Origin of the sequence: Pseudomonas sp. 7-41, assembly GCF_021233075.1 — a bacterium.
In the GTDB taxonomy this organism is placed as follows: Bacteria; Pseudomonadota; Gammaproteobacteria; order Pseudomonadales; family Pseudomonadaceae; genus Aquipseudomonas; species Aquipseudomonas veronii.
The window spans coordinates 947,636-971,940 of the sequence record NZ_CP089551.1 but is presented as its reverse complement, the minus strand read 5'-3'; the positions used below and the strand labels follow the sequence as shown (position 1 = coordinate 971,940).

The following is a 24,305-nucleotide window of genomic DNA, read 5'->3' as shown; positions in this document are numbered from 1 at the left end:
CCTCTTTTTCTCCGCTTTCGACCGAGAAGATCGAAACGTTAATAGAGCCAAACAACACTGCTCTACCAACTCCTTCCAGGCTTCGATGAACTGAAGCAGGTCGCTGTCGAATCTTGCGTAACTCTTTGTTTACCAACGAGTTTTCCGTTTCGACTGCGCCGGAAGTGGGGCGAATTATAGACGTCCAGGATTTGCCGTCAACACCTTTTTTCACAATTCTGTCATATCGGTCAAAAAGGCCGCAAAAACGCGAAAGCCGGCCCCAAGGGGCCGGCTTTCAACGCGTCTTACAAGCTAGGGAAGGCAAACTGTGACGCTTCATGACTGGCCCGTTGCGGCCAGCGCTGGGTAATAGCCTTGCGCCGGGTATAGAAACGCACCCCATCCGGCCCGTAAGCATGCAAGTCGCCAAACAGCGAGCGCTTCCAGCCGCCAAAGCTGTGGTAGGCCACCGGCACCGGCAGTGGAACGTTCACACCGACCATGCCCACTTCAATCTCGTCACAGAACAGACGCGCCGCTTCACCGTCACGGGTGAAGATGCACGTGCCGTTGCCATACTCGTGATCGTTGATCAGTTGCATCGCCGCTTCCAGGCTATTGACCCGCACCACGCACAACACTGGCCCGAAGATCTCTTCTTTATAGATACGCATCTGCGGCGTCACGCGGTCAAACAAACTGCCACCGAGGAAGAACCCCTGCTCATGCCCGGCAACGCTCAAGCCACGACCATCGACCACCAGCTCAGCGCCCGCGGCCACACCGTCTTCTATATAGCCGCTGACCTTATCCCGCGCCTGGCCGGTGACCAGCGGCCCCATATCCAGGCCGCACGAGGTGCCCGCGCCAATCTTCAGCGCCTTGACCTGCGGCACCAACTTGGCGATCAATGCATCCGCCACCTGGTCACCCACACACACCGCCACCGAGATCGCCATGCAACGCTCGCCGCAGGAACCGTAGGCCGCGCCCATCAAGGCACTGACCGCATTATCCAGATCGGCATCCGGCATCAGCACCGCATGGTTCTTCGCGCCGCCCAGCGCTTGCACGCGTTTGCCGCGCTTGGTCGCTTCGGCATAGATGTACTCGGCAATCGGCGTCGAGCCCACAAAGCTCAAGGCCTTGACCTCCGGCGCCTCGATCAGCGCATCCACCGCGCCCTTGTCGCCATGCACCACGCTCAGCACGCCCTTAGGCAGGCCGGCCTCCTGCAGCAATTGCGCGATCAGCAGCGTCGAACTCGGATCACGCTCCGACGGTTTGAGGATAAAGCAGTTGCCGCAGACGATCGCCAGCGGGTACATCCACAACGGCACCATCGCCGGGAAGTTGAACGGGGTAATCCCGGCCACTACGCCCAACGGCTGGAAATCCGACCAGGCATCGATGTTCGGCCCCACATTGCGGCTGTACTCGCCCTTGAGAATTTCCGGCGCCGAGCACGCGTACTCCACGTTCTCGATGCCACGCTTCAATTCCCCCGCCGCGTCTTCCAGGGTCTTGCCGTGCTCCTCGCTGATCAACTGCGAGATGCGCGCTTCGTTCTGCTCCAGCAACTGCTTGAAACGGTACATCACCTGGGCACGCTTGGCCGCCGGCGTATTACGCCAGGCCGGGAATGCCGCCTTGGCCGAGTCGATCGCGCGCTGGATGGTTTCGCGACTGGCCAGCGGCACCTGGTGAATCACCTGGCCGGTGGACGGGTTGTACACATCGGCGGTGCGACCGGATTCGCTGACCAACTGGCCGTCGATCAAATGCTGGATAAGGCTCATGCAAGGCTCCTGAAAAGTTGTTCTATATAGAAGGAGAAATCAGTCGATCTTGTTCAGCACTTCGCCGACGGCATCGAACAGGCGATCCAGGTCCTGCGGCTTGCTGTTGAAGGTTGGCCCGAACTGCAGGGTGTCGCCGCCAAAACGCACGTAGAAACCGGCTTTCCACAAGGCCATGCCAGCCTCGAACGGACGCACGATGGCATCACCGTCACGCGGGGCAATCTGGATCGCGCCGGCCAGACCGTAGTTGCGGATGTCGATCACGTTCTTGCTGCCCTTCAAACCATGCAGCGCATTCTCAAAGTGCGGAGCGACTTCGGCGACGCTCTGCACCAGGTTTTCCTTCTGCAGCAGGTCCAATGCCGCCAGGCCAGCCGCGCAGGCTACCGGGTGTGCCGAGTAGGTGTAGCCGTGGGGGAATTCCACTGCGTATTCCGGCGTCGCCTGGTTCATGAAGGTCTGATAGATCTCGCTGCTGGCAATCACCGCGCCCATCGGGATCGCACCGTTGGTGACTTGCTTGGCGATGCACATCAGGTCCGGGGTCACGCCGAAGCTGTCGGCGCCGAACATCGAGCCGGTACGGCCGAAACCGGTGATCACTTCGTCGAACACCAACAGGATGTTGTGCTGGTCGCAGATTTCACGCAGACGCTTGAGGTAACCCTGTGGCGGCACCAACACGCCAGCGGAGCCGGCCATCGGCTCGACAAAAACGGCAGCGATGTTCGACGCGTCGTGCAACTCGATCAACTTGAGCAGTTCATCGGCCAGGGCAATACCGCCCTGCTCCGGCATGCCGCGCGAGAACGCATTGCTCGCCAGCAAGGTGTGAGGCAGATGGTCAACATCCATCATCGCCTGACCAAACATCTTACGGTTGCCGTTGACGCCGCCCAGGCTGGTGCCGGCGATGTTCACCCCGTGATAGCCACGGGCGCGGCCGATCATCTTGGTCTTGGTAGACTGGCCTTTTAGGCGCCAGTACGCACGCACCATCTTCACCGCCGTATCGGCGCACTCGGAACCGGAGTCGGTGAAGAACACATGATTGAGGTTACCCGGTGTCAGGTCGGTGATTTTTTCCGCCAGTTGAAACGACAGCGGATGACCGTATTGGAAGCCCGGCGAGTAGTCCAGCGTGCCCAGTTGCTTGGCGACCGCTTCCTGGATTTCCTTGCGGGTGTGCCCGGCGCCGCAGGTCCACAGCCCCGACAACGAATCGTAGACCTTGCGGCCCTTGTCATCGGTCAACCAGCTGCCTTCGGCGGCCACGATCAGGCGCGGGTCACGCTGGAAGTTACGGTTGGCGGTGTAAGGCATCCAGTGAGCGTCCAACTTCAGTTGGCTGGCCAGGGACGAAGGGGCGTTTTCGGACATGTTCATCAGCAAAACCTCGCAAGGCAAAAAGCAGCGCCGGGATTGAAAAGCGTTCTTGCAGCTAAATTGCCACGGGGATAAAGTCTGTGAAATCCAACTCTTCTAACCTTCAGTCAGGCCCCGACTAAACTATGAGCATTCGTCGACCCGACCCCCTGGCCCAAGTCAGCGACTTCGATATTCGCCTGTTGCGCATCTTTCGCAGTGTGGTGGAGTGTGGCGGCTTCTCGGCGGCGGAGACCGTGCTCGGCATCGGCCGCTCGGCCATCAGCCAGCAAATGAGCGATCTGGAGCAACGCCTGGGATTGCGCCTGTGCCAGCGCGGGCGTGCCGGATTCTCGCTGACCGAGGAAGGCCGCGAGGTCTATCAATCAGCACTGCAACTCTTGAGCGCCCTGGAAAGCTTTCGCACCGAGGTCAACGGCCTGCACCAGCATTTGCGCGGCGAACTGATCATCGGCCTCACCGACAACCTCGTCACCCTGCCCCACATGCGTATCACCCATGCCCTGGCGCAATTGAAGGAACGCGGCCCGGACGTGCAGATCCAGATCCGCATGATTGCCCCCAATGAAGTGGAACAAGGCGTGCTCGACGGCCGCCTGCATGTCGGCGTGGTGCCCCAGGCCAGCGCGCTGTCCGGCCTGGAATACCAGGCGCTGTACAGCGAACGCTCGCTGCTCTACTGCGCCGTCGGCCACCCGCTGTTCTATGCCGACGACAAGCAGTTGGAGGATGGACGCATCGACGACCAGGATGCGATCGCCCCCACCTTCCGCCTGCCCGCCGAGATCCAGGCCCACTACCAGGCCCTCAACTGCACCGCCAGCGCTTCGGACCGCGAAGGTATGGCGTTCCTGATCCTCACCGGCCGCTACATCGGCTACCTGCCCGATCACTACGCCAGCCTGTGGGTGCAACAAGGCCGACTACGCGCGCTGAAACCGGCTACACGTTTTTACGATTTAAGCCTGGCATCGGTCACGCGCAAGGGGCGGCGCCCTCATTTGGTGCTGGAAAGTTTCCTCGACAGCCTGGCGGCAACCCGCTAATTCGGGCCTCGCACAAAAAGCTGAGCAAGTGGACAGCTTTTTGCAAGAGCACAAGGACCTAGAACCGTCCGACTCGAGTTTGCCCGCCATGCCACCAGAAACGTCCAGCCCCAGCGACCTGATCTACGGCCTCAACGACCGCCCAAAACCCCTGCCCGCCCTACTGGCCGCCCTGCAACATGTATTGGCCGCCTTCGTCGGCATCATCACGCCGCCGCTGATCATCGGCTCGACCCTGGGCCTGGCGGCTCACCTGCCGTACCTGATCAGCATGGCGCTGATGGTGTCCGGTGTCGGCACTTTCATCCAGGCGCGTAGGCCGTTTGGCATCGGCGCCGGCATGATCTGCCTGCAGGGCACCAGCTTTGCGTTTCTCGGCGCCGTGCTGTCGGCGGGCTTCCTGGTCAAGCAACGCGGCGGCAGCCCGGAAGACATCCTGGCGATGATCTTCGGCGTGTGCTTTTTCGGCGCCGCCGTACAAATCGTGCTGAGCCGTTTTATCGGGCAACTGCGCCGGGTGATCACGCCGCTGGTCACCGGCATCGTGATTACCCTGATCGGCATCAGCCTGATCAAAGTGGGTATCACCGACCTCGGCGGTGGGTTCAATGCCGCCGATTTCGGCGCGCCCATCAACCTGGCACTGGGCCTGTTCGTGGTGTTGACGATCATCCTGCTCAACCGCTCGAACACACCCTGGGTACGCCTCTCGGCGATCATCATCGGCCTGGCCCTCGGCAGCCTCGCGGCCTGGTTCAGCGGCAAACTGGTGCCCCAGGCCCTGCCCGACCTGCCGTTGATCAGCCTGCCGATGCCGTTTCGTTATGGTTTCAACTTCGACTGGAGCGCCTTCCTACCCATCGCGCTGATTTATCTGATCAGCAGCATCGAAACCGTGGGTGACCTCACCGCCAACTGCATGATCGCCCGCCAGCCCATCAGCGGCCCGTCTTATATAAACCGGCTCAAGGGCGGCGTACTCGGCGACGGGGTGAGCTGCATGATCGCCGCCACCTTCAGCGCGTTCCCCAACACCACGTTCGCCCAGAACAATGGCGTGATCCAACTCACCGGTGTGGCCAGCCGCTATGTCGGCCTGTACATCGGCGTGGTGCTGTTTTGCCTCGGCTTGTTTCCATCGATCGGCGCGGTGCTGCAGCAAATCCCCAAACCGGTATTGGGCGGCGCGACCCTGGTGATGTTCGGCAGCGTGGCGGCGGCCGGCGTGCGTATTCTCGCCCAGGCGCCGCTGGACCGACGCAGCATGCTGATCATCGCCACCTCGTTCGGCGTCGGCCTGGGCATTGCCGCCCAACCGAACCTGCTGCACTTGATGCCGACGCTGGTGCAAAACCTGTTCGACTCGGCCATCACCAGCGGCGGGCTGACCGCCATCGCATTGTGCCTGTTACTGCCGGAAGCCAAAGCGAGCCCCGCAGCAAACGGCGCGCCACATGGCGATACGCTGGAACCGCTTTGAGGGTTTTATTGCATCAGGACTTGTCTGAGGCTTGAGGGTGGGTTATCTGTGCATACATCGTCTCTATCGATCAGCACGGAAACCTCCATGAGCCTCGAAGTTCCTGCCCACAGCACCCACGCCGGGAAGCCCGCCAGCCGCATTCGGCAAAAGAACGAGCAAGCGATTCTTCAAGCGGCCGAAGACGAGTTCGCGCGTCACGGCTACAAGGGCACCAGCATGAACACCATCGCTGCCAGCGCCGGGTTGCCGAAGGCCAACTTGCACTACTACTTCACCAACAAGATGGGCCTGTACGTCGCGGTGCTCAGCAATATCCTCGAACTGTGGGACAGCACCTTCAACGCGCTGACCGCCGAGGACGACCCGGCCGTAGCCCTCACCCGCTACATCCGCACCAAGATGGAGTTTTCCCGACGACAGCCCCAGGCCTCGCGGATCTTCGCCATGGAGATCATCAGCGGCGGCGAATGCCTTACCGAATACTTCGGCCAGGACTACCGCGCCTGGTTCAGCGGCCGGGCGGCCGTGTTCCAGGCCTGGATCGATGCCGGCAAGATGGACCCCATCGACCCCGTCCACCTGATCTTCCTGCTGTGGGGCAGCACCCAGCACTATGCCGACTTCGCCAGCCAGATCTGCCGCGTCACCGGGCGCACCAAGTTGACCAAACAAGATATGGAAGACGCCGGCACCAACCTGATCCACATCATTCTCAAAGGCTGTGGCATCAAGCCCGCCCTCTAGACGACACCGCCTATGCCTTTCACCCTCACCGGCCTTTGCGAATTCCGCGAAGAAATTCGCAAAAGCCGCTTCATTACCCTGGCCGCACCGATCACCAGCGCGCAAGAAGCCCAGGCGTTCATCGAGCAGCACAGCGACCTGAACGCCACGCACAATTGCTGGGCCTGGAAACTCGCCGACCAGTACCGCAGCAACGACGACGGCGAACCTGGCGGCACCGCCGGGCGACCGATCCTCGCCGCCATCGAGGCCCAGGGCTTCGATCAGGTGGTGGTGCTGGTGATTCGCTGGTACGGCGGCATCCAACTGGGCACCGGCGGGCTGGCGCGGGCGTATGGCGGCGGCGCGAACAAATGCCTGCAAACCGCCGAGCGCATCGAGCTGATCAGCCGCGTGCCGTTGAGCTGCGACTGCGGGTTTTCCGAACTGAACCTGGTCAAGTTGCGGGTCGCCGAACTCGGCGGGCTGGTGCTGGAGGAACACTTCACCGCCAACGGCGTGGAGCTGCAACTGGCCCTGGGCGAAGCACACATCGACACCCTGCAAAACCAGCTTGCCGACCTGAGCCGGGGGCGTATCCTGCTGCAACGTTGAAACTGCTAATGTTGTTCGCTGAACGCCCTGAACCGCGACGTCAAAGGAAGCTCTGCATGTCTACGCCAAAAACCGCACTGATCATCGGCGCCTCACGCGGGCTGGGCCTTGGCCTGGTCAAGCAATTGCTCAAGGATGGCTGGGACGTGACCGCCACCGTGCGTGACCCGAACAAGGCCGACGCCCTGAAAGCCGTGGGCCCGGTACAGATCGAGAAACTCGACATGGACGATCAGCAAGCTGTGATCGCCCTGAGCCAGCGCCTCAAGGAACGGACATTCGACCTGCTGTTCGTCAACGCCGGCGTCAAGGGCCCGGCGAACCAGGAACCTGGCCACGCCACCCTGGCGGAAGTCGGCCAGTTGTTCTTCACCAACGCCGTGGCGCCGATCAACCTGGCCCAGCGCTTTGTCGGGCAGATCCGCAAAGATTCCGGCGTGCTGGCGTTCATGAGTTCAGTCCTGGGCAGCGTGACCATCCCTGACGGTTCCGAGCTGGCGCTCTACAAGGCGAGCAAGGCCGCCCTCAACTCGATGACCAACAGCTTCATCACCCAACTCGGCGAGCAAAAAATGACCGTGCTTTCCCTGCACCCGGGTTGGGTGAAGACCGACATGGGCGGCGAAAACGCACTCATCGACGTCGAGACCAGCGTGCGCGGCCTGCTCGATCAGGTAAATGCCTACACCGGCAAAGGCGGCCACCACTTCGTGGACTACCGAGGCCATACCATTCCCTGGTAAGCCGCCATCAAAGGTGGGAACACGCTTCTCGAAAGCAGCGCGTTCCTACCGGTAGACCGGATCTAGAACTACACGTAATCTAGCCACCTCGCCTTCACTGGCGACCCTGGATCAGCAGACAGGGCAACACTGAGCTGGCAAACCTGAACCCATCATTCAGAGGAGCCGGCCCATGCCTGCGACCCGTATCTGGTTAAAAAACCCCCTCGCGATTTTCACTGCCAATGGCCTCGATGCCCGTGGCGGCCTGGTGCTGCAAGACGGTGTGATCAGCGAACTGCTGGGCATCGGGCAAGCGCCTGCACAGCCCTGTACGCAGGTGTTCGACGCCCGCGAACATGTGGTCCTGCCGGGGCTGATCAATACCCATCATCACTTCTACCAGACCCTGACTCGCGCCTGGGCGCCGGTGGTCAATCAGCCGTTGTTCCCGTGGCTGAAGACCCTGTACCCGGTGTGGGCGCGGCTGACCCCGGAAAAACTCGCCCTGGCCAGCAAAGTCGCGTTGGCGGAATTGCTGCTCTCGGGCTGCACCACGGCGGCAGACCACCACTACCTCTTCCCGGACGGCCTGGAACATGCCATCGACGTGCAAGTCGACGTGGTGCGCGAACTGGGCATGCGCGCCATGCTCACTCGCGGCTCCATGAGCCTGGGCGAAGCCGACGGTGGCTTACCGCCGCAGCAAACCGTGCAACAGGGCGCGGTGATTCTGGACGATAGCCAGCGCCTGATCCGCCAGTACCACGAACGCGGCGACGGCGCGCAGATCCAGATCGCCCTGGCGCCCTGCTCGCCGTTTTCCGTCACCCCGCAAATCATGCAAGCCAGCGCCGAACTGGCCGCGAGCCTCGACGTGCGCCTGCACACGCACCTGGCGGAAACCCTCGACGAGGAAGACTTCTGCCTGCAACGCTTCGGCCTGCGCACCGTGGACTACCTCGACAGCGTCGGCTGGCTCGGCCCGCGCACCTGGCTGGCCCACGGCATTCACTTCAACCCGGATGAAATCGCCCGCCTGGGCGCCGCCGGCACCGGGATCTGCCATTGCCCAAGCTCGAACATGCGCCTGGCCTCCGGCATCTGCCCGACCCTGGACCTGCTCGCCGCCGGTGCCCCGATCGGCCTGGGCGTGGACGGTTCGGCCTCCAACGATGCGTCGAACATGATCCTCGAAGCCCGCCAGGCGCTGTACATCCAGCGCCTGCGTTATGGCGCGGAAAAAATCACCCCGCAAGGCGTGCTGGGCTGGGCGACCAAAGGCTCGGCGCAGTTGCTCGGTCGTTCGGATATCGGTGAGTTAGCCGTAGGAAAGCAGGCCGATCTGGCGCTGTTCAAGCTGGACGAACTGCGCTTCTCCGGCAGTCACGATCCGATTTCGGCGTTGCTGTTGTGCGGCGCCGACCGGGCCGACCGGGTGATGATCGGCGGGCAATGGCGGGTGATCGACGGCCAGGTCGAGGGCCTCGACCTCAAAGGCTTGATTGCCGATCACAGCCAGGCCGCCCGTAACCTGATCAATCCCTTGTAGGAGCGAGCTCGCTCGCGAAAAACGTCAACGCTAACGCAGGTGTTCTGATTCACACGGCGCTCTCAGATTATTCGCGAGCAAGCTCACGCCTACACCCCTAACAGCGACAACATGATAAAGGTCGCAAACAACACAAAGTGGGTCATCCCTTCGATGGCGTTGGTTTCGCCATCGTTGAGGTTGATCGCACTGACGATCAGCGTGATCAACACCATCACGCTTTGCACCGGCGTCATCGCCATCTGGAACGGCTGGCCGGTGTAGAGCGCCATCGCCTCCATCACCGGCACCGTCAGGATCACCGTCGACAACGATGCGCCCAGTGCAATGTTCACCACCGACTGCATGCGGTTGGCCAGGGCGGCGCGCAAGGCGGTCAGAATCTCCGGTGCCGCCGAGATGGCCGCGACCACAATCGCCGTCACCACCGGCGGCGCGCCCGTGCCTTCCAGGCCCAGGTCGAGGGTCTTGGACATCACCTCGGCCAGCGCGCCAATCACAATCACCCCGAACACCAGCGTACCGATGGAAAATGCCAGGTTCACCGGCGGCGCCTGTTCTTCCGGCAACGTCTTGCGGCGTTTATCCGGGTAGCTGTAGCTGAAGAAATAACTGTGCGGGCCCACCTGCATGCGCAGGAACAGGGTGTAGAGCACCACCATCGCGCCGATGGTGAAGGCCGAGTAAATTTTCCAGTCCGCTTCGGGGATGAATTCCGGCACCACCATCGACACGCCCATGGCGGTGAGGATCATCACGCTGTAGGTGCGCGCCGAATCGTCATTGTAGGACTGTTCGCCGTGCTTGATGCCCCCCATCAGCGCGGCCAGGCCGAGGATGCCGTTGATATCGAGCATCACCGCCGAGTAGATGGTGTCGCGCACCAGGGTCGGCGACGGTTCGTTGCTCATCATGATCGCCAGGATCACCACTTCCACCAGCACGGCGGCCAGGGTCAGGATCATGGTGCCGTAGGGGTCGCCGACCTTTTCCGCCAACTGCTCGGCATGGTGAGCGACGCGCATCGACGCCACCACGATAAAGCCGATCAGCGCCAGGCCGGCCAGCAGCGCGACCATTTGCCCGTTGTGGAGCATCCAGTGCTCCAGCGGGTACGCGGCGACGGCGGCGATCAGCGCCAGCAGCATGAATTTTTCTTGCTTGAGAGAGGTGAGCATTGCGGGCCTTTTGTGCGGCAAATCAGTCATTGACGGGGTACAGACTGCAGTACATCGCTAACGTTTCGTTACATCTTAGTTCGCAGCGCCCCTGCGCGAATAGAACCAATACTCTCCTCTTGGTCAGGTTTTGCCGATTATTTCAGTCATGGCCTGTAGAATGCCGCCATTGCACCCGATGAGATTTTAGACATGTACGATTGGCTCAACGCCCTGCCCAAGGCTGAACTGCACCTGCACCTGGAAGGCTCGCTGGAGCCTGAGCTGCTGTTCGCCCTGGCCGAGCGCAACAAGATTGCGCTGCCATGGAACGACGTCGACACCCTGCGCAAGGCCTACGCCTTCAACAACCTGCAAGAGTTTCTCGACCTGTATTACCAGGGCGCCGATGTACTGCGCACCTCCCAGGATTTCTACGACCTGACCTGGGCCTACCTGCTGCGCTGCAAAGCGCAGAACGTGATCCACACCGAACCCTTCTTCGACCCGCAAACCCACACCGACCGTGGCGTGCCGTTTGAAGTGGTGCTCAACGGCATCGCCGCCGCGCTCAAAGATGGCGAGCAGCAACTGGGCATCACCAGCGGCTTGATCCTCAGCTTCCTGCGCCACTTGAGCGAAGCCGAAGCCGAGAAAACCCTCGACCAGGCGCTGCCGTTTCGCGATGCGTTCGTGGCCGTGGGCCTGGACAGTTCGGAAATGGGCCACCCGCCGAGCAAGTTCCAACGCGTGTTCGACCGTGCCCGCAACGAAGGCTTCTTCACCGTGGCCCACGCCGGCGAAGAAGGCCCGCCCGAGTACATCTGGGAAGCTCTCGACCTGCTGAAAGTCCAGCGTATCGACCATGGCGTGCGCGCCATCGAAGACGAGCGCCTGATGCAACGGATCATCGACGAACAGATCCCGCTGACCGTGTGCCCGCTGTCCAACACCAAGCTGCGCGTGTTCGACGACATGGCCCAGCACAACATCCTCGACATGCTCGAGCGTGGGGTGAAGGTGACGGTGAACTCGGACGACCCGGCGTACTTCGGCGGCTACGTCACCGAGAACTTCCATGCGCTGTACACCGCCCTGGGCATGACCCAGGACCAGGCCAAACGCCTGGCGCAAAACAGCCTGGATGCGCGGCTGGTGAAGCCCTGACGGCGTAAACCGCGACTGACAATGTGGGAGCCAGCGCGCTCCCACATTCGTTGTGGATTGCCGGTTAAATCTCGCTCAACTCTTCCAGGGTCTTGCCCTTCGTCTCCATCCCAAACACCCACACCACCAGCGCCGCCACCGCAAAGCACAATGCGCCCAGGGCAAACACCCCGCCCTGCCCGGTAATCGGGAACACCAGCCCGGTCACCAACGGCCCGAGCAACGACCCGACCCGCCCGATCGCCGAAGCGAACCCGGCCCCCGTAGCCCGCGCCGAGGTGGGGTACAACTCCGGCGTGTAGGTGTACAGCACCGCCCACATGCCAAACAGAAAGAACTGCATCAACAACCCCGAGGCGATCAGCAGGCCGACATTGCCGCCAAACACCGCGCTTTGCCCATACAGAAACGCCATCACCCCGCCGCCGAGCAAGGTCACCACGCACACCGGCTTGCGCCCCCAACGCTCCACCAGCCAGGCCGCCATCAGGAAGCCGGGAATCCCGCCCAGGGAAATGATCACCGTGTAATACACCGACTGGGTCACCGCAAACCCCGACTGCTGCAGCAAGGCACTCAACCAGGAAGTGAGCCCATAAAAGCCGAGCAAGGCGAAGAACCACACACTCCAGATCATCATCGTGCGCTGACGATACTGCGCCGACCATAATTGCTGGAACGCCGAGAAGAAGTTGCCCGGCGCACTCTCCACCCGCGGCAGGCGAATCGGCTGCGGCAACTCGGCGCGGCCCAGGGAGTCGCGCACTTTCGCCTCGATCCCCAGCAACACCTTATCCGCCGCCGCATGCCGCCCGGCCTGCTCCAGCCAGCGCGGCGACTCCGGGATAAAAAACCGGATCGCCAGCACAAACACCGCCGGCACCGCCAGCACCAGGAAGATGTCGCGCCAGCCGATCAGCGGCAGCAAAAAGTACGACAGCACCCCCGCCGCCACAAAACCCAACGGCCAGAAGCCATCCATCAACGCGATATAGCGCCCGCGCCCCTTGGCCGGAATCAGCTCCGAGAGCATCGACTGCGCGATCGGAAACTCCATGCCCATGCCAATGCCGAGCAGGATGCGAAACAACGTCAGCGTCTCCACCGTCTGCGCCGTGGAACATAAGTAGCTGGCGATCCCCCACAACACGATGCTCCACTGGAACACCGGCTTGCGCCCGAAGCGATCGGCGAGCATCCCGGACAACGACGCGCCCACCACCATGCCGAAAAAACTCGAACTGGCCAGCAAGCCAGCCTGGGCCGTGCTCAGGCCGAACTCGGCTTTGATCGAGCCGAGCAGGAAAGTCATCATCGCCAGATCCATGGAGTCGAAGAAAAACGCCAGGGCGATGATGATAAAAATGACTCGGTGGTAACCGCTGATGGGCAACCGTTCCAGCCGTTCTGCCGCGCTATAGCCGTGCGTACCCATGCCCCATCCCCTGTGTGAATAATCCCCTCTGGGAGTGTGGGCCATGGTTTTTCCGGGTTATTGCTGGGTGCGACCTGATCGCAACTCTGAACGACGTCATCCGGGTCAGAGCGCGTCGGGCACGGCCAACCGGGTGATTTCCGCCAACCCGGTGTCGCTGACGAGCAAGGCGCGGGACTCGTTGACCGCACGGATCCAGTTCGACTGCAAAAACAGTTGCAATAGCCCGGCTCCCAGCGCGCCGCCCAGGTGCGGTTGCTGCTGGCTCCAATCGAAACAGTCGCACACCAGCGGCAAGGCCAGCGCCTGGGTGAAAATGCCCAGGCCGGCCAGGTGCTGCGCGCCTTTGACCGTGACTTGGGTGCGGAGCTCGTGGCGCTCGATCCAGCCGGCCGCGATCATCCGCTGATACAGTTGCGCCGCCAGCTCGCCGCCGAGGTGCCCATGGCATAACCGCGCATGGCGCAGCGGGGCCGGTGCCGCCAGGGTCAGCGGTGAAGCCTGCGGTGAGCTGCGCGCCGCACTGGCCATGGTGGTGCTGGCCAAGGCATCGATGGCGGTGCTGACATCCGCCGCCGCCACACGAAACAACCGCTTGCCGCGACGCGCTTCGACACGCAGCAAACCGCCGCCGGTAAGCCGCGCCAGATGGGCATTCGCCGAGGCCGGCGACAAACCCGTGAGCGTCGCCAGTTCCTGGGAAGACTTGGCCGAGCCGTCCATCAAGGCCCAGAGCATGGCGGTGCGTTTTGGCTCGGCGAGCAAGCTGGCAATCTGACTGATGCAAGGTGCCTGTTCCATGTGTTCACTCCTTGTTAAATCATTTCTCTGCTGTGGTTGGCGCCAAAGTATAGGTGCGCAAGCAGCCAGTTCCCCGGCGTCTGACAGCGCGGATAGGGACAGGATCTGAGTGAAATTTCCGGCTTTAGTGGAGGCTATTACGCACTGGTGAATTGTTCCGACCACTGCGCGGTCAATGTCGCACAACGGGACACGAGCATTTCCCGCAGCAGGTTGATGGGCTTACTCAACTGCGCGCGATGCGCGCATAACAGGTTGAGCGGCGTCCGCTCGCCGCGCAGCTCAGGCAGAATCACGCGCAAGCGTCCGGCGCGGACGTCGCTGCTCACATCCAACCAGGACTTGTAGGCGATGCCCACCCCGGCGACAGCCCATCGCCGTACCACGTCAGCATCGTCACTGAAGCGGTCGCCGCTGACAGTCAGGCTGACTTCGCGTTTGCCGTCATGAAACGTCCAGTGGTCATGCACGCGAGTGCCGAGCATATACAGCAGGCAATTGTGCTGGGCCAGTTGCTCCAGATGCCGCGGTTCGCCGTGGCGCTCGAGATAACTGGGCGCCGCGCACAGCACGCGCACGTTATCCGGCGCGACGGGCAGCGCGACCAGGCTGGAATCCTCCGGTTCGCCATAGCGCAGGGCGATATCCACCGGCTGGCGGAACAGGTCGGCAATGCGGTCGCCCAGCAACAGGCGCACCGTCAGTTGCGGATAGTCACGCTGGAACTCGTCGAGCCAGGGCAACAGCTGGTTTCGACCAAAATCCGAGGGTGCCGACAGCTGCAGCACACCGCTGACATGGTCCTGGCCACTGGCCAATAACCGCCGCCCTTCGTCCAGCGAGCTCAGCGCGGCGCGCGCATATCCGAGAAAACCGTCCCCTTCAGCGGTGAGGCGCAGGCTGCGAGTGGAGCGCGCCAGCAAGCGCGTGCCCAGTTGCTGTTCGATACGCTTCAACGCCGCGCTGGCCACCGCCGGCGACAGGTCCATGACCCGCGCCGCGGCCGACAGACTGCCCAGGTCCGCTGCGCGCACGAACAACTGCAAATCATCAAAGCGCAGCATCCAATTCCACCCATTATCAAAATATTATTGAAACAGACTGCTGTTTTAGCCGCTTTTATCTGCATCGGAAATAGCCAATCATCTGCCCATCTCATACAGCCCGTGTCAGGAGTCGAATATGTCCGCTGCCTTTAACGTCATCGCCACGCTGATCGCCAAACCTGGCCAACAACACACCCTCGAGTCGCTGCTGCGCGGCCTGCTGGAACCGACCCGCCAGGAAGCCGGTTGCGAACAGTACGACCTGCACCAGGACCTGCAACATCCCGAGACGTTCTACATGCTCGAACGCTGGCGCGACGACGCGGCCCTGGGCGACCACGACCAGAGCGCACACATCCAGAGTTTCCGCGCCAAGGCCGCCGACGTACTCGCGCACTTCGAACTCAAGCGCCTGAAATTTCTTGCCTGATCACCGCGTTTTTTTGTAGGAGCGAGCTTGCTCGCGAAAATCGTAAACGATGACGCCGCGCTTTTGATTCAGCGCGGCCCCTGTGAGTTTTTCGCGAGCAAGCTCGCTCCTACAGTCAACTCCCTACTTCTGGAGCCCCCATGAAAGCCATTGCCTACTACACCTCACTGCCGATCAACGATCCGAAATCCCTGCAAGACATCGAGCTGCCGGAACCAGTCGCCGGCCCGCGCGACCTGCTGGTGGAAGTCAAAGCCATCTCGGTCAACCCGGTGGACACCAAGGTCCGCCAGAACGTCGCCCCGGAAAACGGCGCCGCCAAGGTGCTCGGCTGGGACGTGGCCGGTGTGGTCAAGGCCGTCGGCAGTGAAGTGACGCTGTTCAAGGCCGGTGACAACGTGTTCTACGCCGGCTCCCTGATACGCCCGGGCGGCAACAGCGAACTGCACACCGTGGACGAGCGCATCGTCGGCCACATGCCCAAGAGCCTGGGTTTTGCCGACGCGGCCGCCTTGCCGCTGACCGCCATCACCGCCTGGGAACTGTTGTTCGAACGCCTGCAAGTGCGCGAAGGTAAAAAGGACGAAGGCCAGAGCCTGCTGATCGTCGGCGCTGCCGGCGGCGTGGGGTCGATCCTGACCCAACTGGCCAGCCAGCTCACCGCACTGAAGGTCATCGGCACCGCGTCGCGCCCGGAAACCCAGGCCTGGGCCAAGGCCCTTGGCGCCGACCTGGTGATCGACCATAGCCAGCCGCTGAGCGAAGCCCTGAAACACGCCGGTGTGGCCCAGGTGACCCACGTCGCCAGCCTGACCCAGACCGACCACCATTTGGATCAACTGGTCGAAGCCCTGCAGCCCCAAGGCAAGCTGGCGCTGATCGACGATCCGAAGGCCCTGGACGTGAGCAAACTCAAGCGCAAGAGCCTGTCGCTGCATTGGGAGTTCATGTACACCCGCTCGATGTTCGAGACGCCGGACATGATCGAGCAACACAACCTGCTCAATCGCGTCGCCGAGCTGATCGATGCCGGCACCCTGAAAACTACCGTGGGCGAGCACTTCGGCGTGATCAACGCCGAGAACCTACGCCGCGCCCACGCGCTGCTCGAAAGCGGCAAGGCCAAGGGTAAGATCGTGCTGGAAGGGTTCTGAAAGAGGTCTGTCAGTGTCGTCCGTCATTCGTGTAAGTGATGGACGACACCACTAGTCAGGGAATTGACCTTTGTCATCATTGTGAACGTATTCGGGTTTATATTGGCGGCCTTTGCCACGATTCTTTTACGTGAGGAAGTCAGCAATGAAGATCCTGATAAAAGCGTTAGCAAAATCCCCGGGCAATAAATGGCAGGTCCGTCTCGACGGCGAAGCCATCACCTTCCGCAGTGAGGCCGAAGCCCGCGCCTTCGCCGAGACCCTGCAAGCGCGCATCCAGGCGCCCCACCGTTTCCCACTCGACCAGCAACGCTCCGCCGCCGCTGGCTGACGTCTTTCAGACCTGCGCCTGTAGGGCACGTGCCCGTTGCAGGCGCTGGGTCGACAGTGCAATCGTCACCGCCAAGACCCCGCACAAGCTGATGACCATCGCCATCGGCATCGCCGTGCCGTCGTGCAACACGCCCACCAACGAAGCCGCCCCCGCTGCCACGCCGAACTGAATGCAACCGAGCATTGCCGAGGCGCTACCGGCTCGCGCGCCCTGCCCGCTCATGGCGCAGGCCGAGGTGTTGGGCAAAATGCAGCCCAGGCTGGCAATGCAGATAAACAGCGGCAGCAGCAACGGCCACAACGCATCGGTGCGCAAGGCCGCGACGCCGAGCAGCGCCAACGCCGCCAGCATGTAGAGCCACACCGTGCGCGACAGCAAGAACGCCGGCCCGCGCTTGGCGAGCAAGCGCGCATTGACTTGGGCCATCAGAATAAAGCCGGCGGCGTTGGAGCCGAATACCCAGCCGAAATGCTCGGCGGGCACGCCATAGAGTTTGATGAATACGAACGGTGAACCGGCAATGTAGGCAAACATCCCGGCAATCGAAATGCCCCCGGTCAGGGCGTAACCGAGGTAGACCCGGTCCGACAACAGGTCGATATAGCGGCGCAGCGACCCGGACAACGGTTGCCGAGGCTGATGGGCCGGAAAGGTTTCCGGCAAACCGACCGCCACCGCGATCGCGGCCATCACGCTGAACACCGTCAGGGCCAGGAAGATCGACTGCCAGCCCCACACCCCGACCATCAGCCCGCCCGCCAATGGCGCAAGGATCGGCGCCAGGCCGGTCACCAGCATCAGTTGCGAATACACCTTGGCCGAGGTCACCACATCACACTTGTCGCTGACCACCGCGCGGGAAATCACCATGCCCGCGCAACCGCCGAGGGCCTGCACGAAGCGTGCGCCGATCAGCCATTCCAAAGACGGCGCGTAGGCGCAGGCGAAGGAGGCCAGCGTAAACAACGTGACCCCGCTGAGCAGCGGCACACGACGACCAAAGCGGTCCGCCAGCGGACCGTAGATCAATTGGCCGATGGCCAGGCCGCCGAAATACACCGCCAAGGTCAGCTGGATATGTTTTTCATCGGTGGCGAACGCCGTCGCCATCGCCGGGAAACCCGGCAGGTAAAAGTCGATCGCCAGCGGCGCGAAGGCGCTCAAGGCGCCCAAAATCAGGAGTATGCGCAGGTTCATCAGGCACCCAAGTATGTCGGCAGCCCGACAGTCTAGCCGCGCTTGGGTGCGTTGAACATTACGATAGCTCGCTAACTATTAAATCAGGCGACGCTGTAGCCTTCTTCACGGATCAAGCCGGCGATCACGTCGCGGCTCAACTGGCTTTGCACGCTGACTTGCTTGGCCGCCAGGTCGACTTTCACTTCGGCTGCCGGGTCCTGATTCTGCACCGCCTGGGTCACTGCCCGGACGCAATGGCCGCAGGTCATTCCTTCAACGTTGAATACTTGCATGACATGACTCCTTTAATGAGGGTGGACGCAGTGTCGACCTTGCCACGATGGCAAGGTCAAGCGGCAAAAATAGCCGCCGGGCTGGTATTCGGTGACGCAGTCGGCCAAGCTTCACCCATCTTTGATGTGAACCACGGAGCATTCGCCATGCGCTGGTCGTTTTTTGGCCTTGTCGGCCTGATGAGTTTGTCTGCCGCTGCGCCCATGGCCAGCGCCGCCGAAGACTACGCGGTGTTGATCATTTCCCGCGAACGCCTGGAAGTACCGACCAACTGCGAGATCGGCCTGTACATCCAGGACCAGTTGGCCGGGCGCCTGTTCCAGGAACAGTCCACCTCGTTCAACCTGCCGGCCGGCAATGTGTCGCTGCGCCTGAAGCTGCTGCCGGGCCAATCGTCGGGTTGCCTGCCGGGCCTGTTGGCGCCACCCGCGCAGAACATCACGCTGAAGGCCGGTGATGTGCGCAAGTTGCGCATCGCCCAAGGCCCGGAAGGCATGTACCTCAAACCTGCGGCATTGGAATACTAAAGACGCTTGACCTTCCCCACAGGTCAAGGTTGATCCTAGGGGCAACTTCTTCAGGAGGACTGCCCCATGAATGGAACCACCACGTTTGACCTGCCCATCGGCGGCATGACCTGCGCCAGCTGCGCCGGGCGTGTCGAGCGCGCGCTGGGCAAGGTGCCGGGGGTGCAACGTGTCAGCGTGAACCTGGCCAACGAGCGCGCCCATATCGAGGTGCTCGGCCAGATGGACCCCGCCGTGCTGATCGCCGCCGTCGACAAGGCCGGCTACAGCGCATCGCTGCCCCAAAGCGAAACCAAGACCGATGCCGATCAAGCCGAGCGCCTGCACCACGAGCGTTGGGCGCTGTTGCTGGCGATTGTGCTCGCATTGCCGCTGGTGCTGCCGATGCTGGCACAGCCCTTCGGCCTGCACTGGATGCTGCCGGCCTGGGTCCAGTTCGCCCTGGCCACGCCGGTGCAGTTCATCTTCGGTGCGCGCTTTTACATCGCCGCGTGGAAAGCCGTGCGCGCCGGCGCCGGCAATATGGACTTGCTGGTCGCGATCGGCACCAGCGCCGGTTACGGTCTGAGCCTGTATGAATGGCTCACCGCGCCCGCCGGCAGCATGCCGCACCTGTATTTCGAAGCCTCGGCGGTGGTGATCGCCCTGGTGCTGCTCGGCAAATACCTGGAAAGCCGCGCCAAACGCCAGACCGCCAGCGCCATCCGGGCCCTGGAAGCCTTGCGCCCGGAGCGCGCGATTCGGGTGGTGGACGGCCGCGAAGAAGACGTCGCGATCAACGCGCTCAAGCTCGGCGACCACGTGCTGGTCAAACCCGGCGAGCGCTTCCCGGTGGACGGGGAAGTGGTGGACGGCCAAAGCCATGCCGACGAAGCGCTGATCAGCGGCGAAAGCCTGCCAGTGCCGAAACAACCGGGCGACAAGGTCACCGGTGGCGCGATCAACGGCGAAGGGCGCTTGCTGGTCCGCACCGTGGCCCTCGGCGCGGAAAGCGTGCTGGCGCGCATCATCCGCCTGGTGGAAGACGCCCAGGCGGCCAAGGCACCGATCCAGAAACTGGTGGATAAAGTCAGCCAGGTGTTCGTGCCGACGGTGCTGGTGCTGGCGTTGCTCACGCTGCTCGGCTGGTGGCTGTACGGCGCTTCGCTGGAGACTGCGATCATCAATGCGGTCGCCGTGCTGGTGATCGCCTGCCCGTGCGCCCTCGGCCTGGCCACACCGACCGCGATCATGGCCGGCACCGGCGTGGCGGCGCGTCACGGCATCCTGATCAAGGATGCCGAAGCGCTGGAGCGCGCCCACGCCGTCAGCGCAGTGGTATTCGACAAAACCGGCACACTCACTTCCGGCACGCCGAAGATCGCCCACTTGGCGGCAGTCGACGGCAACGAACCGCTGCTGCTGCAACAGGCCGGCGCCTTGCAACGCGGCAGCGAACACCCGCTGGCCAAGGCGGTGCTGGATGCCTGCCGCGAACAGGGGCTGAACGTGGCCGATGTGAGCGCCAGCCAGTCCCTGACCGGGCGCGGCATTGCCGGCACCCTCGACGGTCGGCCGCTGGCCCTAGGCAACCGCCGTCTGCTGGAAGACAACGGGCTGGACGCGGGCGCACTGAACGCTTCGGCCAAGGCCTGGGAAGCCGAGGGCCGCACCTTGTCCTGGCTGATCGAGCAAGGCGCGCAACCGCGGGTACTCGGGCTGTTCGCTTTCGGCGACACTCTCAAGCCCGGCGCGCTGGAAGCCGTGGCCCAACTCAAGGCGCGGCACATCAGCAGCCATTTGCTCACCGGCGATAATCGCGGCAGTGCGCGGGTAGTCGCCCAGGCGCTGGGCATCGACGACGTCCACGCCGAAGTGCTCCCGGCCGACAAAGCCGCCACCGTCGCCGAACTGAAAAAAACCGGCGTGGTGGCGATGGTCGGCGACGGCATCAACGACGCCCCGGCCCTGGCCGCCGCCGACATCGGCATCGCCATGGGCGGCGGCACCGACGTGGCCATGCACGCTGCCGGCATCACCCTGATGCGCGGCGATCCACGCCTGGTGCCGGCCGCGCTGGAGATCAGCCGCAAGACCTACGCGAAGATCCGCCAGAACCTGTTCTGGGCCTTTGTGTATAACTTGATCGGTATTCCCCTGGCGGCGTTCGGCCTGCTCAACCCGGTGTTGGCCGGCGCGGCGATGGCCTTGTCCAGCGTCAGCGTGGTGAGCAATGCGCTGTTGTTGAAAACCTGGAAACCCAAGGATCTGGAGGACCCACATCCATGAGCATGAACATCGGCCAGGCGGCGCGTTCAAGCGGTTTGAGCGCCAAGATGATTCGCTACTACGAATCCATCGGCCTGCTCAAAGCCGCCCATCGCACCGAGAGCGGCTATCGCGTGTACGGTGCCGACGATTTGCACACCCTGGCGTTCATCAAGCGCTCGCGGGATCTGGGGTTTTCATTGGAAGAAGTCGGCAAGCTGCTGACGTTGTGGCAGGACCGGCAACGGGCCAGCGCCGATGTGAAGGCCTTGGCGCGCCAGCATATCGAGGAGCTGAACCAAAAGATTCTGGAGCTGGGGCAGTTGCGCGATACGTTGCAGGACCTGGTGGAACACTGCCACGGCGATCATCGGCCGGACTGTCCGATTCTCAAGGAATTGGCGTCGGGTGGTTGCTGCGCCTGAAGGGGTAAGGGGGTGTACACAAAACCAATGTGGGAGGGGGCTTGCCCCCGATAGCGGTGGACCAGTCAATATACGTATCGACTGACACGGCGCTATCGGGGGCAAGCCCCCTCCCACATTTTTAGATCTCCAATTACCTGAAGATCATTCCCACATTTTTAGATCTTCTATTGCCTGAAGATCACTTCCACGCGTCGGGTGGTGGTTGCGCCTGAAGGGGGTAAGGGGTGTACACAAAACCAATGTGGGAGGGGGCTTGCCCCCGATAGCGGTGGATCAGTCAATATACGTATCGACTGACACGGCGCTATCGGGGGCAAGCCCCCTCCCACATTTAGATCTCCAATTACCTGAAGATCACTTCTACACTTTTTAGATCTCCAATTGCCTGAAGATCACTTCCACACTGTTTATATCGACAACAGCTTGGGGGGTCACTGCATCCAAGGCGGTGGCGGTGGTTCGTCAGGCGTTTTGCTCGGTGGCGCATCATCCGCCGCGCGAGCCGCCTGGCGCCGCTCTTCGTCCAGTCGCGCCGCTTCGATCTCGCGGATCACGCCGCCCACGTCGGCCAGTTCTTCCGGTTCGTCGAACTCGCCGGTCAAGATGCTGGCCGGGTGCAAGGTGCCGGCTTCGTACAGCGCCCACATTTCCTTGGCGTACTTGGTCTTCTTCAGCTCCGGGGCAAAGCGCCCGAAGTAGGAAGCCATGTTGCCCACATCCCGCTCCAGCATGTTGAACGCGTGGTTGTTGCCCGCCGCATCCACCGCCTGGGGCAGGTCGATGATCACCGGGCCGGTCGGCGTGAGCAGTACGTTGAACTCCGACAGGTCACCATGCACCAGGCCGGTACACAGCATCAGCACGATCTGGGAGATCAGGAACGCGTGGTACTCGCGTGCCTGGTCCGGCTCCAGCACCACGTCGTTCAGGCGCGGCGCCGCATCGCCGTACTCGTCGGCCACCAGCTCCATCAACAGCACGCCTTCAAGGAAGTCATACGGTTTGGGCACGCGAACGCCCGCGCCGGCCAGGCGGAACAACGCCGCGACTTCGGCGTTCTGCCAAGCATCTTCGGTTTCTTTCTTACCGAATTTTGAACCCTTGGCCATGGCCCGGGCCTGCCGGCTGTTACGGACCTTTCGGCCTTCCTGGTATTCGGACGCTTGACGAAAACTTCGTTTGTTCGCCTCCTTGTAAACCTTGGCGCAACGCAATTCGTTGCCGCAGCGCACCACATAAACAGCTGCTTCTTTACCACTCATGAGTGGGCGCAGCACTTCGTCGACCAGACCGTCTTCGATCAGGGGTTCAATGCGTTTAGGAGTCTTCATCAGCTTTTATTGTGGGTCCTTTATTACCAAACACGCGTATGGCACTCGTTATACGGCAATCGGCTCGCCTCGGGGAGGGGCTACCGAGCTTTGACCACCGAAGAATGCATCCAATATGCCAGTTTTCCACGCAATTCAGCGTTCAATGATCGCTGTCACGCCCTGCCCTCCGGCGGCACAGATTGAAATCAGCCCGCGCCCCTTGCCCGCGACGTCCAACAGCTTGGCCAGGTTGGCGACGATACGCCCGCCCGTCGCGGCAAACGGATGGCCGGCGGCCAGGGAACTGCCCTTGACGTTGAGGCGGCTGCGGTCGATCGAACCCAGCGGCGCGTCCAGCCCCAGGTGCGTCTTGCAGTAGTCCGCATCTTCCCAGGCCTTGAGCGTGCACAACACTTGGGCAGCGAATGCTTCGTGGATCTCGTAGTAATCGAAGTCCTGCAGTGTCAGGCCATTCCTCGCCAGCAAACGCGGCACGGCGTACACCGGCGCCATCAACAGGCCTTCGGCGCCGTTGACGAAATCCACCGCCGCCGCTTCGCCGTCGCGCAGGTAAGCCAGGATCGGCAAGCCGCGCTCCCTGGCCCAGGCTTCGCTGCCGAGCAACACCAGGGAGGCGCCGTCCGTCAGCGGCGTGGAGTTGCCGGCGGTGAGCGTGCCTTTGGCGCTGCGCTCGAAGGCGGGCTTGAGGCCGGCGAGTTTTTCCAGGGTCAGGTCGGGGCGCAGGTTGTGGTCGCGGGTCAGGCCCAGAAACGGGGTGAGCAAATCGTTGTGCCAGCCTTCGGCGTAGGCCGCGGCCATTTTCTGGTGGCTCTCCAGGGCGAGCTGGTCTTGCTCGGCGCGCGGAATCTGCCAGGTCTGCGCCATCAGCTCACAGTGCTGACCCATGGATAAACCGGTGCGGGGTTCGCCATTGCGCGGCAGCTCGGGTTTGAGGTGATGGGGACGGAGTTGTAACAAAAGTTTTAGTTTGTCCGCCAAGGATTGGCTGCGGTTGGCCTGCAGCAGAATCTTGCGCAGCCCTTCGTTCACCCCGATCGGTGCGTCGGACGTGGTGTCCACCCCACCGGCAATCCCGCATTCGATCTGGCCCAGGGCAATCTTGTTGGCCACCAGCAACGCCGCCTCCAGCCCGGTGCCGCAGGCCTGCTGAATGTCATAGGCCGGGGTTTGCGGCGACAGGCGCGAACCCAGCACGCATTCGCGGGTCAGGTTGAAGTCGCGCGAATGCTTGAGCACCGCGCCGGCGACCACCTCGCCCAGGCGCAGGCCGTGCAGGTTGTAGCGCTCGATCAGGCCTTCGAGGGTCGCCGTCAGCATCGCCTGGTTGCTCGCCGTGGCATACGGGCCATTGGAGCGGGCGAAAGGAATGCGATTACCGCCAATGATCGCTACACGGCGCAATTGAGTCATGGAAAGCTCCCTGTCGGTTGTGGGGTAAGTCGTTCAGACTAGCCTAGGCTC

The 24,305-nt window shown here is 62.4% G+C and carries 23 protein-coding genes; 13 read left to right on the top strand and 10 right to left on the bottom strand.

Annotated features, from left to right (window positions below; all coding sequences use genetic code 11):
* Positions 1-287: 287 nt before the first annotated feature.
* Both LQ249_RS04185 and LQ249_RS04180 read right to left on the bottom strand, forming a co-directional pair.
* Complete coding sequence (locus LQ249_RS04185; protein WP_126589088.1) at positions 288-1,781, bottom strand: CoA-acylating methylmalonate-semialdehyde dehydrogenase; 1,494 nt, start codon at positions 1,779-1,781, stop codon at positions 288-290.
* 39 nt (positions 1,782-1,820) lie between these two features.
* Positions 1,821-3,170, bottom strand: coding sequence for an aspartate aminotransferase family protein (locus tag LQ249_RS04180; RefSeq protein ID WP_017849626.1), 1,350 nt, complete (start codon positions 3,168-3,170; stop codon positions 1,821-1,823).
* Between the two features lie 125 nt (positions 3,171-3,295).
* On the opposite strand from LQ249_RS04180, the gene LQ249_RS04175 reads away from it, so the two are divergent.
* From LQ249_RS04175 to LQ249_RS04150, 6 genes are all read left to right on the top strand, one after another.
* The gene (locus tag LQ249_RS04175) at positions 3,296-4,216 is read left to right on the top strand and encodes a LysR family transcriptional regulator (protein ID WP_017849627.1); all 921 of its coding nucleotides are present in this window, start codon (positions 3,296-3,298) and stop codon (positions 4,214-4,216) included.
* Between the two features lie 88 nt (positions 4,217-4,304).
* Entirely contained in the window at positions 4,305-5,696 is a 1,392-nt protein-coding gene (locus tag LQ249_RS04170; protein ID WP_046384831.1) for a uracil-xanthine permease family protein, read from the top strand.
* A gap of 87 nt (positions 5,697-5,783) precedes the next feature.
* The gene (locus tag LQ249_RS04165) at positions 5,784-6,443 is read left to right on the top strand and encodes a TetR/AcrR family transcriptional regulator (protein ID WP_017849629.1); all 660 of its coding nucleotides are present in this window, start codon (positions 5,784-5,786) and stop codon (positions 6,441-6,443) included.
* Positions 6,444-6,455: 12 nt separating this feature from the next.
* Positions 6,456-7,037, top strand: a complete 582-nt coding sequence (locus tag LQ249_RS04160; protein ID WP_017849630.1) for an IMPACT family protein — start codon at positions 6,456-6,458, stop codon at positions 7,035-7,037.
* 56 nt (positions 7,038-7,093) lie between these two features.
* Complete coding sequence (locus LQ249_RS04155) at positions 7,094-7,780, top strand: SDR family oxidoreductase (protein ID WP_079442758.1); 687 nt, start codon at positions 7,094-7,096, stop codon at positions 7,778-7,780.
* A gap of 172 nt (positions 7,781-7,952) precedes the next feature.
* Positions 7,953-9,311 (top strand): 8-oxoguanine deaminase, encoded by a 1,359-nt coding sequence (locus LQ249_RS04150; protein WP_017849632.1) that lies wholly within the window; start codon positions 7,953-7,955, stop codon positions 9,309-9,311.
* 89 nt (positions 9,312-9,400) lie between these two features.
* Here the strand turns inward: LQ249_RS04150 and LQ249_RS04145 are convergent, their stop codons facing one another.
* Entirely contained in the window at positions 9,401-10,489 is a 1,089-nt protein-coding gene (locus LQ249_RS04145; RefSeq protein ID WP_108526663.1) for a calcium:proton antiporter, read from the bottom strand.
* 192 nt (positions 10,490-10,681) lie between these two features.
* On the opposite strand from LQ249_RS04145, the gene LQ249_RS04140 reads away from it, so the two are divergent.
* On the top strand, positions 10,682-11,635 hold the full coding sequence (locus LQ249_RS04140; protein WP_017849634.1) for an adenosine deaminase: 954 nt from the start codon (positions 10,682-10,684) through the stop codon (positions 11,633-11,635).
* A 64-nt stretch (positions 11,636-11,699) separates the two neighbouring features.
* On the opposite strand, the gene LQ249_RS04135 is transcribed toward LQ249_RS04140, so the two are convergent.
* The 3 genes from LQ249_RS04135 to LQ249_RS04125 all read right to left on the bottom strand — a co-directional run bounded on the left by LQ249_RS04135 (position 11,700) and on the right by LQ249_RS04125 (position 14,935).
* Positions 11,700-13,070, bottom strand: coding sequence for an MFS transporter (locus tag LQ249_RS04135; protein ID WP_126589086.1), 1,371 nt, complete (start codon positions 13,068-13,070; stop codon positions 11,700-11,702).
* Between the two features lie 105 nt (positions 13,071-13,175).
* The gene (locus LQ249_RS04130) at positions 13,176-13,871 is read right to left on the bottom strand and encodes an ArsR/SmtB family transcription factor (RefSeq protein ID WP_017849636.1); all 696 of its coding nucleotides are present in this window, start codon (positions 13,869-13,871) and stop codon (positions 13,176-13,178) included.
* Between the two features lie 137 nt (positions 13,872-14,008).
* Positions 14,009-14,935 (bottom strand): LysR family transcriptional regulator, encoded by a 927-nt coding sequence (locus LQ249_RS04125; protein ID WP_126589085.1) that lies wholly within the window; start codon positions 14,933-14,935, stop codon positions 14,009-14,011.
* Positions 14,936-15,053: 118 nt separating this feature from the next.
* Between LQ249_RS04125 and LQ249_RS04120 the strand changes: the two genes are divergently transcribed.
* From LQ249_RS04120 to LQ249_RS04110, 3 genes are all read left to right on the top strand, one after another.
* Complete coding sequence (locus LQ249_RS04120) at positions 15,054-15,347, top strand: putative quinol monooxygenase (RefSeq protein ID WP_057005965.1); 294 nt, start codon at positions 15,054-15,056, stop codon at positions 15,345-15,347.
* Between the two features lie 140 nt (positions 15,348-15,487).
* Positions 15,488-16,501 (top strand): zinc-binding alcohol dehydrogenase family protein, encoded by a 1,014-nt coding sequence (locus LQ249_RS04115; RefSeq protein ID WP_232566208.1) that lies wholly within the window; start codon positions 15,488-15,490, stop codon positions 16,499-16,501.
* A gap of 145 nt (positions 16,502-16,646) precedes the next feature.
* Positions 16,647-16,832, top strand: a complete 186-nt coding sequence (locus LQ249_RS04110) for a hypothetical protein (RefSeq protein ID WP_017849641.1) — start codon at positions 16,647-16,649, stop codon at positions 16,830-16,832.
* A 6-nt stretch (positions 16,833-16,838) separates the two neighbouring features.
* Here the strand turns inward: LQ249_RS04110 and LQ249_RS04105 are convergent, their stop codons facing one another.
* On the bottom strand, positions 16,839-18,032 hold the full coding sequence (locus LQ249_RS04105; protein ID WP_017849642.1) for a multidrug effflux MFS transporter: 1,194 nt from the start codon (positions 18,030-18,032) through the stop codon (positions 16,839-16,841).
* An 83-nt stretch (positions 18,033-18,115) separates the two neighbouring features.
* Entirely contained in the window at positions 18,116-18,307 is a 192-nt protein-coding gene (locus LQ249_RS04100; protein ID WP_017849643.1) for a heavy-metal-associated domain-containing protein, read from the bottom strand.
* A 147-nt stretch (positions 18,308-18,454) separates the two neighbouring features.
* On the opposite strand from LQ249_RS04100, the gene LQ249_RS04095 reads away from it, so the two are divergent.
* The 3 genes from LQ249_RS04095 to cueR all read left to right on the top strand — a co-directional run bounded on the left by LQ249_RS04095 (position 18,455) and on the right by cueR (position 21,507).
* Entirely contained in the window at positions 18,455-18,835 is a 381-nt protein-coding gene (locus tag LQ249_RS04095; protein ID WP_046384837.1) for a hypothetical protein, read from the top strand.
* 66 nt (positions 18,836-18,901) lie between these two features.
* A complete protein-coding gene (locus tag LQ249_RS04090; protein ID WP_232566207.1) occupies positions 18,902-21,103 on the top strand; it encodes a heavy metal translocating P-type ATPase in 2,202 nt (733 codons plus the stop codon).
* Positions 21,104-21,105: 2 nt separating this feature from the next.
* A complete protein-coding gene (gene cueR, locus LQ249_RS04085; RefSeq protein WP_026140370.1) occupies positions 21,106-21,507 on the top strand; it encodes a Cu(I)-responsive transcriptional regulator in 402 nt (133 codons plus the stop codon).
* 434 nt (positions 21,508-21,941) lie between these two features.
* Here the strand turns inward: cueR and LQ249_RS04080 are convergent, their stop codons facing one another.
* Both LQ249_RS04080 and LQ249_RS04075 read right to left on the bottom strand, forming a co-directional pair.
* Positions 21,942-22,841, bottom strand: coding sequence for a PA4780 family RIO1-like protein kinase (locus LQ249_RS04080; RefSeq protein WP_017849647.1), 900 nt, complete (start codon positions 22,839-22,841; stop codon positions 21,942-21,944).
* 135 nt (positions 22,842-22,976) lie between these two features.
* On the bottom strand, positions 22,977-24,254 hold the full coding sequence (locus tag LQ249_RS04075; RefSeq protein ID WP_017849648.1) for an acetyl-CoA C-acetyltransferase: 1,278 nt from the start codon (positions 24,252-24,254) through the stop codon (positions 22,977-22,979).
* Positions 24,255-24,305: the final 51 nt, after the last annotated feature.